This window comes from Chitinophaga sp. G7 BAM 1005, from assembly GCF_057126945.1.
In genome coordinates, this window is sequence record NZ_CP181478.1 from 5,662,046 (window position 1) to 5,679,372 (window position 17,327).

General features: G+C 47.4%; 17 protein-coding genes. All 17 read right to left on the reverse strand.

The window, feature by feature from the left end; all coding sequences use genetic code 11:
- Position 1 precedes the first annotated feature (1 nt).
- Positions 2 to 1,519, reverse strand: coding sequence for a phytoene desaturase family protein (locus tag ACMXI2_RS22420; protein WP_483778289.1), 1,518 nt, complete (start codon positions 1,517 to 1,519; stop codon positions 2 to 4).
- The gene (locus ACMXI2_RS22425) at positions 1,506 to 5,381 is read right to left on the reverse strand and encodes a 1-acyl-sn-glycerol-3-phosphate acyltransferase (RefSeq protein ID WP_483778290.1); all 3,876 of its coding nucleotides are present in this window, start codon (positions 5,379 to 5,381) and stop codon (positions 1,506 to 1,508) included. The genes ACMXI2_RS22420 and ACMXI2_RS22425 overlap by 14 nt, the downstream gene beginning before the upstream one ends.
- Complete coding sequence (locus tag ACMXI2_RS22430; RefSeq protein ID WP_483778291.1) at positions 5,374 to 6,567, reverse strand: DUF2062 domain-containing protein; 1,194 nt, start codon at positions 6,565 to 6,567, stop codon at positions 5,374 to 5,376. Before ACMXI2_RS22430 ends, ACMXI2_RS22425 begins: the two co-directional genes overlap by 8 nt.
- Positions 6,568 to 6,927, reverse strand: coding sequence for an ApeI family dehydratase (locus tag ACMXI2_RS22435; RefSeq protein WP_483778292.1), 360 nt, complete (start codon positions 6,925 to 6,927; stop codon positions 6,568 to 6,570). It lies immediately after the preceding gene.
- A 35-nt stretch (positions 6,928 to 6,962) separates the two neighbouring features.
- On the reverse strand, positions 6,963 to 7,586 hold the full coding sequence (lolB2, locus tag ACMXI2_RS22440; protein ID WP_483778293.1) for a flexirubin biosynthesis protein LolB2: 624 nt from the start codon (positions 7,584 to 7,586) through the stop codon (positions 6,963 to 6,965).
- Positions 7,564 to 8,196 carry a flexirubin biosynthesis/transport protein LolA2 gene (lolA2, locus tag ACMXI2_RS22445; RefSeq protein ID WP_483778294.1) on the reverse strand — a complete coding sequence of 211 codons (633 nt, stop codon included), beginning with the start codon at positions 8,194 to 8,196 and terminating at the stop codon, positions 7,564 to 7,566. Before lolA2 ends, lolB2 begins: the two co-directional genes overlap by 23 nt.
- Complete coding sequence (locus ACMXI2_RS22450; RefSeq protein ID WP_483778295.1) at positions 8,189 to 8,968, reverse strand: polysaccharide deacetylase family protein; 780 nt, start codon at positions 8,966 to 8,968, stop codon at positions 8,189 to 8,191. Before ACMXI2_RS22450 ends, lolA2 begins: the two co-directional genes overlap by 8 nt.
- Positions 8,962 to 10,026, reverse strand: a complete 1,065-nt coding sequence (locus ACMXI2_RS22455) for a beta-ketoacyl synthase N-terminal-like domain-containing protein (protein WP_483778296.1) — start codon at positions 10,024 to 10,026, stop codon at positions 8,962 to 8,964. Before ACMXI2_RS22455 ends, ACMXI2_RS22450 begins: the two co-directional genes overlap by 7 nt.
- A 12-nt stretch (positions 10,027 to 10,038) precedes the next feature.
- Complete coding sequence (locus tag ACMXI2_RS22460) at positions 10,039 to 11,235, reverse strand: beta-ketoacyl-[acyl-carrier-protein] synthase family protein (protein WP_483778297.1); 1,197 nt, start codon at positions 11,233 to 11,235, stop codon at positions 10,039 to 10,041.
- Positions 11,232 to 11,498, reverse strand: a complete 267-nt coding sequence (locus ACMXI2_RS22465; protein ID WP_483778298.1) for a phosphopantetheine-binding protein — start codon at positions 11,496 to 11,498, stop codon at positions 11,232 to 11,234. The genes ACMXI2_RS22460 and ACMXI2_RS22465 overlap by 4 nt, the downstream gene beginning before the upstream one ends.
- Positions 11,499 to 11,517: 19 nt before the next feature.
- Positions 11,518 to 12,075 (reverse strand): hypothetical protein, encoded by a 558-nt coding sequence (locus ACMXI2_RS22470; RefSeq protein WP_483778299.1) that lies wholly within the window; start codon positions 12,073 to 12,075, stop codon positions 11,518 to 11,520.
- Between the two features lie 64 nt (positions 12,076 to 12,139).
- Positions 12,140 to 13,396 (reverse strand): NAD(P)/FAD-dependent oxidoreductase, encoded by a 1,257-nt coding sequence (locus tag ACMXI2_RS22475; protein WP_483778300.1) that lies wholly within the window; start codon positions 13,394 to 13,396, stop codon positions 12,140 to 12,142.
- Positions 13,397 to 13,440: 44 nt separating this feature from the next.
- Entirely contained in the window at positions 13,441 to 14,502 is a 1,062-nt protein-coding gene (locus ACMXI2_RS22480) for an SAM-dependent methyltransferase (RefSeq protein ID WP_483778301.1), read from the reverse strand.
- A 14-nt stretch (positions 14,503 to 14,516) separates the two neighbouring features.
- Positions 14,517 to 15,662 (reverse strand): beta-ketoacyl synthase N-terminal-like domain-containing protein, encoded by a 1,146-nt coding sequence (locus ACMXI2_RS22485; protein WP_483778302.1) that lies wholly within the window; start codon positions 15,660 to 15,662, stop codon positions 14,517 to 14,519.
- Between the two features lie 12 nt (positions 15,663 to 15,674).
- Entirely contained in the window at positions 15,675 to 16,094 is a 420-nt protein-coding gene (locus tag ACMXI2_RS22490; protein ID WP_079470537.1) for an acyl-CoA thioesterase, read from the reverse strand.
- 3 nt (positions 16,095 to 16,097) lie between these two features.
- A complete protein-coding gene (locus tag ACMXI2_RS22495; protein ID WP_483778303.1) occupies positions 16,098 to 16,853 on the reverse strand; it encodes a hypothetical protein in 756 nt (251 codons plus the stop codon).
- 6 nt (positions 16,854 to 16,859) lie between these two features.
- Positions 16,860 to 17,285, reverse strand: a complete 426-nt coding sequence (locus ACMXI2_RS22500) for a hotdog family protein (protein ID WP_483778304.1) — start codon at positions 17,283 to 17,285, stop codon at positions 16,860 to 16,862.
- Positions 17,286 to 17,327 lie beyond the last annotated feature (42 nt).

Genomic DNA, 17,327 nt, shown 5'->3' on the forward strand with positions numbered 1-17,327 from the left:
TTCAAGTACAAATTGACTGATTAATTTCATCTACCAGGAAGTCCATCCCCAGCAACTCCGCCGAGGTGATCACACTGCTGATAGTTACCCCTAAAATTCCATGCAAGTTCAGGTTTTGACCGGTAAGATACAAATTGGATAGTTTGGTTCGGGCCGAAACCATTGTCCGTAAAGGATCCGCACTATCTTTTGCAATGCCGTACATGCTGCCGTCGCCGGTACCGATATAATCCCTGTACGATAACGGCGTAGCCGCATAGGACGTATGGATACAATCCCGGAAACCGGGAAACTGTTTCTCCACGCAATCAATAAGCAGGTTGGCCTTTTTCTCCTTAAATGCTTCATAATCAGCTCCCCTGCTGCCAGTTTGCAGCACTGTATTAAAAGTATGCTGCCATTGCTTTACCTCATCATACCGCATATAGGTCATAATCGATAAACTATCCGCCCAGGTTTCATGCCGTGAGCTGGCCGACACATACATCGCATAGGTTTGCGGCCACTCTTCTTCTTTATAGTCAATCCCTGCCCAGGCATTGCCCGTAGCATGATAATAATGATTGTAATTAAGATATTTAAAGGTGCCCGGCTTCAAAGCTACATTCAATACAAAAGCCCCTATAGAGTTCTCTAATCCCTGCATACGGCTGCGGTAAGCGCTACGCAATGCATCGCTATGGGTAATAGCCATCGTTTGTGCAGGGTGCAGGTTGGAAATATAATGCGTGGCCTGTACCGTCCTGCCATCCTGTAATACAATATGATCCACCTTATCGCCGTCGCCATTGATAGCGGTAACAGCCATGTTACGGATCACTTCTCCACCGTTCTCTCTGATCAGGCGGCATAGCAGCTTTCCTATCCGGGAGCCGCCATCCACGCACTTCCAGGAACTTTTCATATAGCTGTTTAACACCAACGCATGTACGTAAAAAGGCGTTTTCTCCGCTACGCCTGCATACAAAAGATTGTTGCCGGCGAGTACCTGTTGCAGCTTTTCATTGTTGGTAATGCTGCGTAAATAGTCGGCGGTGTTCAATTGCAACACCGACCGCTTTTCTTCATAATCACCAGTACGGAGATTATACAACGGGAACTTGCTGCATACTTCCGTGATCTTATTGCAATAAGCACGCAATGCGGCCTCTTCTTCAGGGAAATCTTCCAGCAGCGTGCGGATGAAGTTCTCCTCTCCCTGCGCAATGCGGTACACTTTATCGTCGCCGGCAAAACTGATATGGTCGAAACCATCCATATCCATGCGTTTCAGCCGGAGCTTATCATAAATGCCGAGGTATTTAAATACTTTGTACAGGTTTTCGCCAGGCGCCAGTCCGCCGATATAATGCACACCGGAGTCAAAAATAACTTTATCACGCGACCAGGTTTGCAGGCAACCGCCTGTTTGCCGGTTCTTTTCATATATGCATACACGATACCCATGCCGGCTGAGGATAGCTCCACATACCAAACCGCCGAGGCCGCTGCCTATAATGATAACATCATAGTGGTGCATAATTTTCCCGGGGAAGTTTTTTGATCACGAATATTACATTAGAAGTGTACCGGGTATTGTCTATTTCCTCCGCTACCGCACCATACTTGTGGACAAGACTACGTACATGCGCAGCTGAGAAAAACGACAATGGCCGATCTTTCGTTTTATTAAACCCAATTACTTTTGTAGACAAAAACTCCGTGAACCTGGTCCCCTCGTGCCTTTTGGCCATGTCGCTGTCGCCATCTCGGATCACAATCACGCCATCCGGCGTAAGCCGTGCTATACATTGCTGCAGCAGCATTTCCTGCTCATCCGCAGGCAGGTAGTGCAATACATCACTCAATATAAAGGCGTCATACTCGCTAAAAGGAGTAGCGGAAATATCACCATGAATAAACTGCAGCTGTTCCGGTTTCTTAAAACAATAAGCAGCAGTGGCTATCTTATCTTCGTCATAATCAATACCGGTAATGGTTCTGCCAGGCGCCGTCCAGGTAAGCATGTAATCCATGAATCCATACCCACAGCCAATATCCAGTATGCGTCCTTCTTTGGGCAGTAACTCATGAAACAGCTGGTAGTTGTTTTCCATCATCGTTTTCACGCGCATATACCATTCCAGCACTGGTCCTTTGTAGATATAATTATATTTCAGCTGCTCCCGGAAGTATTTTGGCACTTCTGTTTCTGCACGGAGTATTTCGTATTGTTGTTTAAAATACCGGCTGATAGATTTCGTACGTGCGCTGTAGTTATCTCCCCACGACTTATCTTCCTGCGTAATACGGGGCAGGTATTTTACGGTTACCGTACCATCCTTCAACAGGAAATCACCTTTACTCATCGTATAGGCCGTACCGTGAATCACCATCGGCAAAATATCCAGACCCAGTTGTTCTGCAATAAAAAAGGCTCCTTTATGAAAACGCTTGATAGCCGGGTCGGGCGAGCGGGTGCCTTCCGGGTATACCACAATGGAATACCCCGCCGCTACCCTGTTTCTCAGCTTTTCAATGGCGCCTTCCGCACCGTCCGCAACGGGGTAGTAATCCGCCAGGCGAACTACGGAGCCAAACACCGGTGAACGCCATACCCATTGATTGGTGAGCAATATCACCTTTGGGTGAAGCATAGTGGATACCAATATATCGAGGAAAGACTGATGATTACTGATAATCACTGCCGGCTTTTCCAGTTGTTCATTGGAAGGATTAATAATGCGCTTTTTCACATTGCGCATAATATACAATACACTGTGTGTATACGCAGAAAGTATGCGGTGATACAACACCTTGCCTTTTTCCTTATTGAACGGGTTCCAACGGATCAGCACCGTACCAATAGCAGTTAAAATAAAGCTACCCACCGCAAAATAGGTAAAGGAAAATACAGAGAGCGTCCATCCTTTGAAAGTCCACGGTGCAAAGCCTTTCCGCACACGGCCGGTGATCAGCCAGTTAAACAGGAAAGGAATCATTACCTGCGAAATCAACACTACCGTACCAATACCGATAATAGAAATCAGCGCAATAGATTTCAGTGAAGGATGCTGCGCAAAGATGAGCACACCCAGCCCAAGAATAGTAGTGATAGCCGACAGGAAAATGGATGATTTAAAGGAAGAAAGGGTTTTCTTTCCGGTTCTGTATTCCTGTAACAGTCCATCCATCATAAAGATGCTGTAATCATCTCCCAAACCAAAAATAAAAGTAGAGAGGATGATATTTACAATATTGAACTTAATCCCGAAAAGCCCCATGATACCTAATATCCACACCCAGCTGATGGCCATCGGGATAAAGGTGATGAGGGCCAGTTCAATGCGGCCATACGATAATAACAACGCAAAAAACACCAGCAGGGAAGTCATCCACGCAATGCTGTTGAACTCCTCTTTCACTACTTCTACCAGGCGGTTAGCGGCGTATTGTTTATCCAGCACCGTCGTATTCGGCATATTTTCCAACGCATCATATACCGCTTGTTTGTGGGCCAGATCTACTTTCAGTAAAGTTACTACGGAGGTAGTGCCGCTCTTTTCTATGATAAAATCCCCCAGGTTACCGCTGCGCAGTACCTGCAAGGCACTGGGATCGAGGGGCTGAAAATTTTCATTTATCAACTGATCAAAAGGATCAAAAGCAGCCTTACTAAAGCCCAGCGTGCTTCCTTCACTACGCAGATATTGCAGCAATTGCTGTTTCCTGTTTGCGGACCAATAATTATTCCAGCGGTCAATGCGCGCTTCCTGCTCCTTATTGGATAACAGTAATGCCTGTACGCCGGCATATTTTTTCACGATACCTTTTTCCTGCAACTGCCGTATAACCGGGAGCAGCTTTTCGCCGCTTTCCAGCGCCCCTTCCAGGTTCCGGCCATCAGATACTACATACACTGATTGCGCCACATAGGAATTCACGCTGTTCAGCTGTGCTTCTGCAGCTTTTAATTGTGGTGTCATGTAGTTCATGCGCATCATATCACTTTCAAAGGATACATTGCGTGCGGTATAGAAAAACACGATAGTAAGCAGGAAAATAGCGCCTACCAGGTACTTGTTTTTCTCCGGCCGGTAAGCGGATAATTTATCGAGCCAGTTATCATGAGGGGTGGCTACTTTCACTGGTTGCCGTCCCATCACCATCCAGTGTGGCAGGAAGATCAGCGAAAATAATGCAGCGCCTACCAGGCTGAGTGCAGCAAACAGTCCCACGTCTTTCAACATGGGAGAATGCACAAACTGCAAACACAGAAACCCGCCGATAGTAGTAAAGCTACCGAGCGTCATGGGGGTAGCCAGGTCGTTGATCACTTCGCGGATATCCTGCGAATGACGGTAATGATTAAATACATGCAACGAATAATTCACCGCAATGCCAAGCACTACAGCTCCTGCGCCCATCGCCATTACAGAGATGTGTCCCTTAATGACGTATATCCATGCCAGTGAAAACAGTCCGCCGAAAATAACCGGCAGCATCACCAGTACCGGGGCTCTTTTCTTTTTGAAAAACAGGGCAATCAGTACTACCAATAATGCAACTGTAATACCTTGCGTTAAAAAAGTATCCTGTCTTAACTGGGTGGCATTGCCCACGGAAACAGCGGTGCCACCGAAATAAGAGGCAGCGATGCGGGGGTATTGCTGATCAAGACTATCTTTTATTTTATCAAGTCCCTTCAGGAACTGCGCATTGATTTTTGTGGCGCCCGGCGGATTTGCCGGGGTGATAAAGATCATCAGGTGTTTATGATCTTTAGTGATGATGTAGTTATCATACAGCTCAAACTGATCATCATACTGCAGGTGTTGCAGCTTCTTTACGCCTATCCAGGAGATGCCTACCGGATCGGCCTGGATCATTTTTTTCAGTACCAGTCCCGCCGGTGATATCAGCGTATTATAATCGTATTGTAATGATTGCCGCAGTTGATGGGGCTCCAGTAAACTATCGATCTTTGCGTAATCATTTTTTTCCAGGAAGATGGGCAGGTGTTGTTGTATCACCTGCATCAATCCCATTATCATGGCATCGTCTGTTTGCGACTGGATTTGCCTGATATAGGGCGATAGCTGTGCGCCGGCCCTGGTGGACAGTTCTGCGGCATAGGCCGTTAAACTGTCTGGCTGAGCTTCCTGCGTAGTATCTTTTTGGGAGATGGTAACAATCAGCTTGTCCGCAAACCTGGAATCCTGGAACACCTGTTGCAGCTTATCCAGTTTCTTATCCTGCGGTAAAATTTTGGTAATATCTTCTTCCAGTTTTATTTGTGCAGCAAAATATCCAACCAGCAAAAAACCGGCAATGGTGCAACACCACAGCCATGCTTTACGCCGCTCAAAAAAATTATAGATCGCTACAAAAAGATTACCCATTTCTTCGTTCTTTTCTAAAAATTGTCAGTATTGCCCAACTCACTATCCAGGCCAGCAATCCACCCAATACTGCCAATGTAATGCTGCCAAACACATATTGCAACAGGTTGTCCCTGATGGTATCGAAGTTGATACCATTGGAAAATACCAGGTCTTTAGCGGTTTGCCCCATCCATACACGCCCTGCCAGGAAGCTGGCAAAGATCACAAACGGGGTAAGCGGCGGAGTGCTTATATGTGCAAAAAGCAGCACCAATGCCTTATTCAACTTAAATTTTATAGACAACAGGATAGATACTAACAGCTGGAATCCCCAGATAGGTATGATTCCCATAAAAATACCAAAACCAATGGAAGCCGCTTTCCTGATGTTGGATTCGTCAGACTTCAGTACTTCTTCTTTCCACATCCTTTTCCAGTTTTCTTTTTTTAAAAGAAAACGGACCAGGTCGCGGGGTTTGATATACAAAAAAGTAACGAGCACCAGTATGGTGTTCAGTACCGTGATGCGCGAAACATCCCTTACCGGTCTGAAATGAGACACCCGTTCTTCCGGCGGTGGGTAGTATACACGCACCGGCGTCCAGTCGACCTTGATACCTTTCCACGCGCTGCGCACCAATACTTCTATCTCAAATTCGTACTTGGTGCAGAAGTAGTGCATTCTCCCCATGCGTTGCAAGGGATAGAGGCGGTAGCCGGATTGTGTATCGGGGCCTTTCAATCCCGTGGTTACCTGGAACCAGAAGTTGGATACTTTATTGGCAGAAGTGCTTTTGCCTGGCATATTCTCCTGGTGCAGGTTACGGGCGCCTATGATCAGCGCTCCCGGTTGCTCTTCAATCTGTTGCAACATAGTGGGCAGATCGGTAGCAAAATGCTGTCCGTCGGCATCCATTGTGATTACATAGTCGTAGCCCTGCTCCAATGCATAGGAAAATCCACGGCGAAGTGCAATTCCTTTACCACGGTTAGGACTATACGAAACTAATTGCAGGGAAGGGAACTTCTCCAGCACCGCAGCCGTTTCATCTGTAGCGCCGTCATTTACCACAATCACATGACTGGTATAAGCAAGCGCATCGGACAATACAGCGCTCAGCGTACCGGCGTTGTTGTACGTAGGAATGAGCACCGCTGCGCGGTGACGTTCAAAGTGTTCGTTATGTGTAGGCTGGCTGGTCACTTAGTTGAATATACCCTGGAACTTCATAAATATTTTATCGTCGCGCTTCAGTGTAGCATTCACTTTCCATCCTCCTTCCTCTTCTTTGTAGGTCAGCGCAACATCCACCAGTGGCTGTTTCACCGGGTCTATCATGTTCAGGAATTTCATCTGGTTTGCTTTTTTCAACATCACCTTTCTATCCAGCGCACTTTCCAGCACTTCCGTAATGGTTTGCATCATGCATACACCCGGTACTACAGGCTGTTCCGGAAAATGTCCCTGAAATATGGGATGTGCCGCATTCAGTTGGATGGTGGTAGCCACCTGTCCGGGTTCCTGGGATTGCGCGGTGACGGTATAAAAATTTCCTGCTAACATTGGACTGTGTAATTATATAATTAAAGGTGACGTTTTTATTTTTCTACTTTCTGCAATGAAATATTGAATTTGAAGTGCTCATGACGGATGTTGATCGTATCCGGCACACCATTGTTATAATGCTGCATCCATACAGTGACAGCCGGTTTGCGGCGCGACGACTTTTCTATCCGGATCAGTTTTGTACAGGCAGTATCCGTGATATAGTAGTTGTTACCTTTCTCTGTAGGCACTACTATATAACGGTAACGGTTATCCGCAGCCATATGAGCCGCCTGCAGATCAGGCCGCAGCAGCACCAATGCAAAATCCTGCTGCAACGTTTTCACCACCGCCTTCTTGTTCATTTTGGCCATCAGGTAGTGTTTGGTGAAATTGCCCTGCTTATCAAATTCAAAATCAAAGAACTTAAATCCCATCTCGCTGGCAAATACCACCCGGATACTGCTATCCGGCATTTGCTTGAAAAACAGGAGTCCGCTCAGGTGGTGCTTCAGGATGTCTACCTGCGTACTATACAGCGTAGACGTGAACTGCGGGCTGAACTGCCTGATACAATTCACATCGCCGTTCACCCGCTGCAATCCTTTGTACACCGACCGGCAACCTGCCATCAGCATCACCATTCCCAACAAACTACTTAGCAGAAAATACCGCATCCGGGATATTTGTGTTCAATTGTTTATGTAAAAAACTGATGGTAGTATCATCGCCTGATAATTCTGCCATCGTGATTTTTGATACAGCATAGTCCTGTTTATCTACCAGCAGCACAATCGTTTGAAAATATTCTTTCATTACCTTGTTTACCGGCGTAAGCTCCAGGCGGTAACACTGGGCGTTTTCGGCGGCTTTGACAGAAAAATCAGCATTATCCAGCACTGTTCCCCTTACACAATCCACCGTAATTTTATTGATCTGTTCAAACAGCTTATTATTCTTCCCTGAAACTTTATTCTCTTTCTGTGCGTCTTTGATACGGATATCTTTCCCGTTAATCACCAGCAGGTAATAAGAAGGCTGGAGGTATTCCATTCTTACTTTATTATCTTTCTTAAACCAGAACTTCCCTTTAGACACAATCTTATCAGACAACATGCTCAGGTTCTTTTCCTGTACAAAATCGCACTGAATGCTTTGCGTGCCCTGAGCGGCCTTTGCAAACTGCTGCTTCAGCGGCGCCATATCCACTACCGGCTTAAATCCGGACTGGGCCTGCATTTGCAGGCTCACTACACAACCAATTAATATTAACAGCCATTTACACATATGCTCTAACGTTTAACATTTTATCAATTCTTTCCAGGCGGTATCCTTTTTCACGGATCGCATGAATCAGCTGCGGCAGTACACCGGCAGTTATCTTACAGGTATCATGCAATAAAATAACGGCCCCCGGTTTCAACTGTTGCATAATCCGGTGCAGTAATGCTGTTTCATCTTTTGCTACCGTATCCAGTGAGCGTATGTTCCAGCCTATCGGCAGATAATTACCTGCTTTTACTGCCCTTGCCAGGTTCGGATTGGTGACGCCGTAAGGCGGGCGGAACAGGCGCGGATGCAGGCCCGTAGCGTCTACCGTGAGCGCATCCATTTCCTGCATATCCTTCAGCATGTTACCGGATAACTTCATATCAAACCAGAAGTGGTGTGAATATGTATGATTACCTATGATATGCCCTTCTTCGTATATCCGTTTCAGTAAGCGTTCATTTCCCCTGATATTCTTCCCGATACAAAAAAAAGCTGCAGGTACCTGTTCATTGCGCAGGATATCCAGTATCTGCGGCGTAAAAGCCTCCTGTGGCCCGTCATCAAAAGAAAGCGCCACTACCTTTTCTGTAGTATTGGCCTCACAGAACGCCTTTAAAAAAAAGCCCGATTCAATATTCATCGCCCCGTAAACAGTTACCGGGAGATAAATAAGCAAAGGCACACCATACCACCAGAAGGAAATACCATACGCCATTACTTTATCCAGGAACAAAAGTACCAGGAGACTAATAGTGGCAATGATATTTACAACCCTGTTGTTTAGCATGCAGTAAGTAATACCAGTGAATGATGTGTTCCCTGGTGATGATTATAAATTAATACATTTTTTATCTGCTCCGGCGCCTTACCAAAAAACACCGCTGCTTCCGGCACTTCCTGTTGCGCGATGATGGCGTTGGCCATCCATACGCCAAAAGCCGCCGCTGTAGGATATTCCCCGCAAAGGTGTTTAAAGCTGGCTTCCGCGTGTTCAGGAAATAAGGCGTCGGCTACTTCTTCATAAATTTCATCCTGGTCAATATCACCATTCCTGCCGGTAACGATCAGATCGATATCTGCAGGCGTGCAATTATTATCTTCCAGGAATTTCATGATGTGCCCGATCACTTCTCCTTCCCAGAGCGGTTTGTACAAGGTACTTACGCCGGATAGTCCGGCAACAGTACCAGGTTGTTTGGTAATACCCAACGTAAAAAAAGCAGCGCCTTCACCGGCAATAGTGCCTCTGGAAGGGCTGTTCAGCAGTTCCATCGTTTTTACCGGCGTCTTTTTATAGAGGCCGAAACGCGACAGCAACTGGTGACTGTGATTCGTAATTTCATCCACTCCGCCGGCGAGAATGTGTTGTGCCGAGCCTTCTTTCAATATCATAATAGCGTCCAGCAGGGCGTTTTCAAAAGAAAAGCCGCGGTGAACGAAAGTGTTGTTATAGCCGTTGCAACCCAGCAGCAGGGCAATCTGACCGGCTACGGTGTTGTGCGTGCTTTGTATAAACGCAGTAGGTGTAAGCATTTCCTCTTGTTGATTCACCATTTTGGTGAGGAACAAGCCGGTGTCGTCCAGGCAACCATAAGCAGTGCCGGTAATGATTGCATCCGGGGAGGTAATGCCGGCTGCTTCCAGGCTTAAATTCGCTGCCCCTACTCCCATTTTCACCACCCGGCTCATCCTGCGGATCTGTTTCACATCAATCCATTGTTTGTAATCCGGGTCCACGGTTGCCAGGCGCACCTGCTCGTATTCCCTGGGAGTAGCCAGCAAAGGGCCTCCCTGCGCAGTTTCCTGCGGAGAAATACAACCGGCGCCATTTATATAGATCTGCATAATTTATAGCTGTTAACTGGCTCTTGAAAATAACAGGCTGGAACAATTGCCGCCAAAACCGAATGAGTTGGACATTACATGTTGCAGATCATGACCTGCAGAAAAGGCGGTAACAGGTGCAAACGGTAATTCCTTCATCTGGCGCCCGAAACGTGCATTCGGGTAAATAATTCCTTCCTTCACTGCCAGCGCCGAAAATACGGCTTCTATGCCACCGCTGGCGCCCAGCGTATGACCAGTGAAAGATTTAGTAGAACTCATCGCCGGGAAATGCGGCGCAAAGAGCCGGTTTATAGCGATTCCTTCCGATACATCATTATTCTGTGTACCGGTGCCATGTAAATTAATATAACCAATTTGTTGTGGTTGCAGTCCGCCCATATCCAGCGCGCCTTTCATAGCCAGGTAGTTACCTGTGCCATCCGGCGAAGACGCCGTTTGGTGAAAGGCATCATTAGCGTTGGCAAAGCCGCTGAAGCGGCACCAGGGCTGCAAACGGGCCGCCAGGCTGTCGGATACCAGCACCACATAACCCGCGCCTTCACCGAGGTTAAGCCCGGTACGGGTATCATCAAAAGGCCGGCAGGGCTGCTGATCAAGGATCATGAGGGTATTGAACCCGTTGAGTGTAAAGCGGGTCAGCGCATCTGTACCACCGGCAATCACTACATCCACAATGTTATTGCGGATCAGCCGGGAGCCATACATCAGTGCGTTGGCGCCGGAAGAACAGGCCGTACTGATGGTAGAGATGTGATGACGCACTCCCAGGCTGTCGGCCACCAGTTCGGTGATGCTGCCACACTCGTGATGAACCAGGTTCTGTAACCGGCCACCACGGGGATTGGACAGGTACTCCGCGAAAAAATCCTCGGTTTTATCCATCCCGCCTACGGTATTGCCGGAAACAAACCCTACCCGGTATTGGGAAATATCCCCCAAACCGCTGGACTGCCACGCTTCGCGGGCGGCAATCATGCTGAGCAGGGCCGTACGGCTGATATTTTCGGGCATCCGCGCGATATCGGCGAGGGTGGCGTTATCTGCCTTTACTTCTGCTACCGGAAAGGTAGTGCGATGAACAGAAGACAGGTGTTGCATGGCTTCCATACCGGGTTTCATGTCCCGGAACGATTGTATACAGGCCGGTACATCCAGCCCGATACCGCTGATCACTCCACCGCCTGCTATCCACACCTTTTCACTCATGCCTTTACGGTTTGATTTTCGGTAATATACACCGCCATCGTGCGTACCGAGTGAAAGATCTTCGGCCCTTCTTCAGGACTGGCAATGCGGATATTGTAGTGCTGTTGCAGCAATACAATCAATTCCAGCGCATCGATAGAATCGAGCCCAAGCCCTTCCTTTGTAAACAACGGCTGATCGTTGCCAATGCTGTCCGGTGCTACTTCCTGCAAGTTCAATTGTTCTATGATCTGCGCTTTCAGATCCGCCATCAACTTTTCCACTGTAGTTTGATTAAAGTTATTAACTGTTTTTTTGTTGATATAACGATGACAAAGCCGCCTCTGTTAAAGGGATGGCATTGTTCCGCTGTTTATTTTCCACGAGGAATAATATGGCCTCGTATTGTTGTTCCATTACTTCTACCCATCCACCAATACAAGCCTGTAAAGGCGTTTCTGCCAGCAGCTGCGCCGGATAGGTACTCATCAAAAAGGTATCAAAAACATCTGATACAAAAAAAGTATTCTCTCCTTTAAAACCGTGCCGGATGGAGATCTCCCCCATCACAATATTTGGCAGGGTATACACAAACAGCGCCGGACTGGCAAAGTCCTTTACAGTAGCGTAGTATCGCAGATCTGTATCCAGGCTGCTGTTCCGGTTGGATAATACCATGCCCGTTTGTTCGGGCGCCAACAAATGTATGTCTGTATCTTTCAGCAATACTTCCGCTGCCAGCCAGCCCAGTTTGCTGAGGGCATCCATTTTATGGAATTTAGGATACTGACCGGAAAAACGATCGTATCCCGCCCGCAGAAACTCAGTTAATTCCAGTGCGGAATCTGCTTCCCACAACAAAGCGCCATTTAAATAAACCCTGTTTTGCCGTATGACGCAACTACCTGTAATATATGTCGATCCGCTATTCAATCTCCGGGTTGCTTTTTAGTTTTTCTGTTAATTCGATAGTCCTTGCCAAACGTTTTAAGGCAGTGTCATGATTTTTCACAAAAGGATTGTTCATATCCCACACGTAACCAGCCAGTACAGAACAGATTTGTCCTTTTATCAGCGGATCGGCATCTTTCTTAAAGAAAATGGTATCGAGGGTACCTTCGTACCAGGCCATCACATAGGAACGGAACGTATTCACGCCCTGCATGGTAGGCTCCATATACTCTTTCTCCCAATCTACCGCCCCGCCTTTCAGCTTCCGGATCACCAGTTTTGCCGCTGTTTGCGAGGAAACACAGGCCAAAGTTACGCCAGATGAGAAAATCGGGTCCAGAAATTCTGTTACGTTACCTGTCAGCACAAACCCATCTCCATAAAATTTATCTGTGGTGGCGGACCACGACTGTAAAATACGTGGTTCAAATGCCAGCTCTACATCCCGGAAACGTTCCCTGGTATAGGGTTCCGCTTCCAGCAGGGCGCGGTATTTCTCTTCATCGGTGCCCGGATATTCCTCAAAAAATTCCGGATCTCCCACAAAACCCAGGGAGGTAACCCCGGTAGCAAAAGGAATGATCCAGATCCATACGCCTTTTTTATGTACCACTGCGGTAATGCGGTTAGGCTCGTCGGCCATAGAACGGCGCACATCCACGGTATGGGCAAACAACGCCTTGCGGGGTTGCAGGTTGGAGTTTTTCTCCAGGTTGAATAATTTGGGGATCACCCGGCCGTAGCCACTCCCGTCTACTATGAAACGGGCTGCTATCTGCGACTGCTGCCCATCTTTATCTTCTACTGTTGTAATGGAATCAGATCCGTTAAAACGTATATCCGTTACAGTTGTTTCATAAGCTACCGGTACACCCATGCTCTCCACGGTGTCGGCCAGCGTTTTATCAAAATCAGCGCGCGTTACCTGCCAGGTCCAGGTCCAGCCCGGCGTGAATTGCTCCTGGAAAGTAAAATCGCAGAGCGCGTCTCCTTTTACAAACTTCGCCCCATATTTCTGCTGAAATCCCTTGGCTTTGATGGCATCAATAAACCCCGCTTCTTCCAGGGCTTCCATGCTGCGGGGCAACAGGCTTTCGCCGATCACAAAACGGGGGAATTTCTGCTTCTCCACCACTTTTACGTTGTACCCTGCCTGATGAATGATAGACGCCGCTACTGTTCCTGCCGGACCTGCTCCTATTACCAGTACATCAACTTGCTCAGTTTTCATAAGTGACGATTTTGGGAGTTATAGATTTTATGCGATTGGGTTTGTTATTTCCTTTGACATTTCAACAATGTATAGTTCATTCCCATCTGGTCATTTTCCTCAATAATGGTTAAACCGGCATCGTCAATACACTGGAAGAAATCATCTGTATGATACATCTGGCTGTTACCATTAGCCATAGCGGTAAAGTACAGGGAAGTCTGCTGCAGGCAAAAAGCGGCGGATTTAAACTGCTGGCGGTTCCAGAAAGGTTCCAGGATATATACAGTCCCTCCTTCGTTGAGCGCTTCGCGGCAACGTTTCAGGATGGAAACAATTTCAGCTTCAGAAAAACAATCGAGGAACTGGCTCATCCAGATGGCATCAAAGCCTTGCGGGAAAGGTACTTCCTCGTGGAGGATGTTGGCAATATGAAAATGCACACGGTTTTCCACGCCGGCATCTTTCATTTTCTGCTGCGCCAGTCCGGCCTGACCCGGTAAATCAAAAATGGTCACTTCCACTTCCGGATCTTTGGCGGTGCAGGCCAGCGCCCATTTACCGGTGTTGCCGCCGATATCGAGCAAACGTTTTGGTTTTTTTTCAAAAACAATATCCAGCGCCTGCGGAGTAGCAAGGTCTGAATAGTAATGGTCGAAGTCGAACCAGCTTTTACCTACTTCAGGTGGCAGCAGCGACAAGCCGGGATAGATAGTATCCCAGGGACCAAGCTCGCGCAAACCAGCGGGCTTTCCTTCGGTAAGACTTTCCTGCAGATGATTCATGCCTTTGTAGCAGATATCCTGTGAAAAGTCCATATTGATACGGGTAAGCTGATCATGTAAAATAAAGTAACCGGTTTTGGTGAGGGTATACCGTTTATCGTTCACGATCACCAGTTCCATACCTAAACCTGCTTCCAGCAACACTCTTACAGCATAACGCGACATTTTGGTTTGCTCCATTATTTCTTCAATGGTAATACCGGCAGAGCGGCTGTTGCTCACAGCCGTTAAAATGCCCATATCACGTAATGCCCGGGTAGCCTGAAAAGCAACGGGGGCAAATGCCAGACGCAATGCCGCTTCCTTTGCTTCGAGTGCTGTTTTTGTTTCTTTATTAAACACGACAATAACTTTGTTTAGCTGTTAAGATTAAAAACCATCGCTGCATTGCATCCACCGAAACCTGATACTGTTTTCAGGAAGTGTCGGGATGTTTTTTGCAGCAGGGTATGATGAACATTCACCGGCATACTCACACCGGGTATTTCAAATCCTTTTGTTGGCAATACCACACCGGCTTTCATGGCCTGCATGCTGATGATGGCCTCTATGAGTCCGGCGGCGCCCAGTGTATGGCCGTAATAGCCTTTCAGGCTGTTTACAGGTACCGCTGCCAGCCCTGCGTGATGCAGCGCTTTCGCCTCCATTTCATCGTTGTACAGGGTAGCGGTGCCATGTGCCGATACAAACCCGATGTCTGCAGCGGTTAGTCCGCTGCCGTTTACCGCCAGCTGCATCACTGCGGCCAGTTCTTCGCCGGTACGGGATGGGCCGGAAATATGATTCGCATCATTGCTGATAGCGCCTGCGCCCAATGAAAAGAGCGCATCCCCTTTTTCCCGGCTGAGGATCACGGTGGCAGCGCCTTCTCCCAGCGTAACGCCTGTTCTGTTGGCATCGAACGGCTTACAGGGAACAGCGCTTACTGCCTGGAACGACTGAAATCCGGATAATACAAAGCGGGTCAGCACATCTGCGCCGGCCACCACTACGTGATCATAGCGTCCTGACTGAATGAGCCGTTTGCCGGTTAAAATGGCTACCAGCCCTGAAATACAGGCACTGCTGATCACCAGCGGTTCATTGGCCGCGTTAAAATGAGCGGCTACTTTCTTTGCGGTTGTATACAGCTGCATGTTGGCCAGCGGCGGTACAGCGCCTTCTGGTTGCTGCTCCAGCAGTTCAATATTTCCTTTTGTAGTGGAAATAATGAAGCCGGTGCGTGCATCCGTGAGCCTAACAGCTGTTTGTTGCAGGGCCGATTGAATAGAAACAACCAGCAGCTGCTCAAACCGCGTGTATCCTTTTACGTTAGCGTTTGCAGTAAAGGCATCCAGTTGTGCAGGCGTTGTGATAGCGCCATAAAACGGAGCAGCGGCATAGGCGGCATTGTTATGCTGCGCTATGCCACTGTTGCCAGATAAAACCTGGTCAAAATTTTCCCGGGTAGTACTGCCAAGAGGCCCCACAATATTATCTGCTACTACATACACCTGTTGCATAATACCCTTTGGTTATACCAGTCCGTGCTTTTTTTTCCATTCACTGAAAAAAGGAGGAGCAATCAATTGCAGGGACGAAGTTTCCTTGTCCAGGAAAACCTGTACGGAAGAACCCTTTGCTACTATTTCCCCTGTGGCAGGATTGGTAAGGATGTATTCAAATTTAATTTTTGCTGCCAGGTCGTCCACATACCTTGTTTCTACTATTACCCTGTCGCCGTAGCGCAAAGAGCGTTTGTAATCACATTGTACATTTACTACCGGCACGGTGAATCCTTCTTCAAAAATATCCAGGTATCTGAGCCCGTATTTTTCTCCGAAAGCTTCCCTGCCGTCTTCAAAATACCGCACATAATGCCCGTGCCATACTATTCCCAGCGGATCTGCTTCATTAAATCTTATCAGTATGTTGGTGCATTCAGTCAGTATCATAATTTATCCTTTCTTCTTTGGTTTCTTTGTTGCGGGTGTTGTACCGGCGGCTTTAGTTTCTTTCTTTGCTGCGGGCGCCGTTACTACCGGTTTTGGTTCTTCCGGATCTTTGGCTTCAGCGTATTTGGTTTTCAGTTTGCTATAGTCGTCGTCGATATCATCCAGCACGCTCTTGATGGTAGCCAGCCAGTAGTTACGCCATGCGAAGCTCCATTTCTGGCCTTTACCTACATAACGTTCTGTGAGCAGTACATTTTTCCTGTCCATGTCTACAATGGTCAGCCACATAGAGGCACTTTTGCTGGTTTTGCTCATGCCTTCCATTACCAGCATTACGCCAATACCATGTTTTCCGGCAAAATCGTACGATTTCACCACCTTGGTAATGTCTTCCGGTTTAAGACGTTCAAAGTCAGAAGATTCATCAGATTTCAGCGCATCTCCATTGATGGCTTCATTACGTTTGTTCACCAAACCAATACTGGTATTGTATTTATCGCGGTGAAATGCGCCTGGTACATCATACTTCTTTTGTTCGTTCACAATTACCTGGTTAAGGGCAGTAAACTCATGGTCTACGATGGCGTCTGTTTTGGCAGCGGCATCACCTATCAGTTTAGCCTGTGTAAAATCCACGCCCAGCCAGGTGAAAGTAGAATCTTTGTTGTCCAGGAAGTTCTTCAGTGTTTGAGCATTTGCTGTCATAGCCATCATGCTCAACATCAGCAACGGAAGTGCAATTAATTTTCTGCAGTTCATGTGTGATTAAATTTGGGGATTGATGAATATTTTCATTTCGCATTGTGCCATCAGGCGACCTTCAAACATCACTTTGCCGGTTACCATAGTGGCGTTAAATACTTCACCGCCGATTTCGGTGGTTGTTTCTATCATTTGGCCTGCCGGCGGCAGCTCCAGTATTTCCAGGTCTTTTACAGCGCCAATAAACCCCAGGGGAACGGGGGTATGCTGTTGTTTGGCGATATAGCCGATGCGGGCAGCGGCGGTTTGTGCAATATTTTCCATCAGGCCGGGTGCGGTGAGCACCCCATTCTCCACAAAAATATTATCTGGTGCTATGTGAAGGCCGGTACGGGTTACGGGGCCATCTACAGCCAGGATTCCACTGATCATCACAATGGGAGTACGCTGGGGAATATAGGCGGTGATATCGTCTGAATGAATAAACATCTGCACAAGTTATTATTAAATATGAAACACGAAATAAATAGA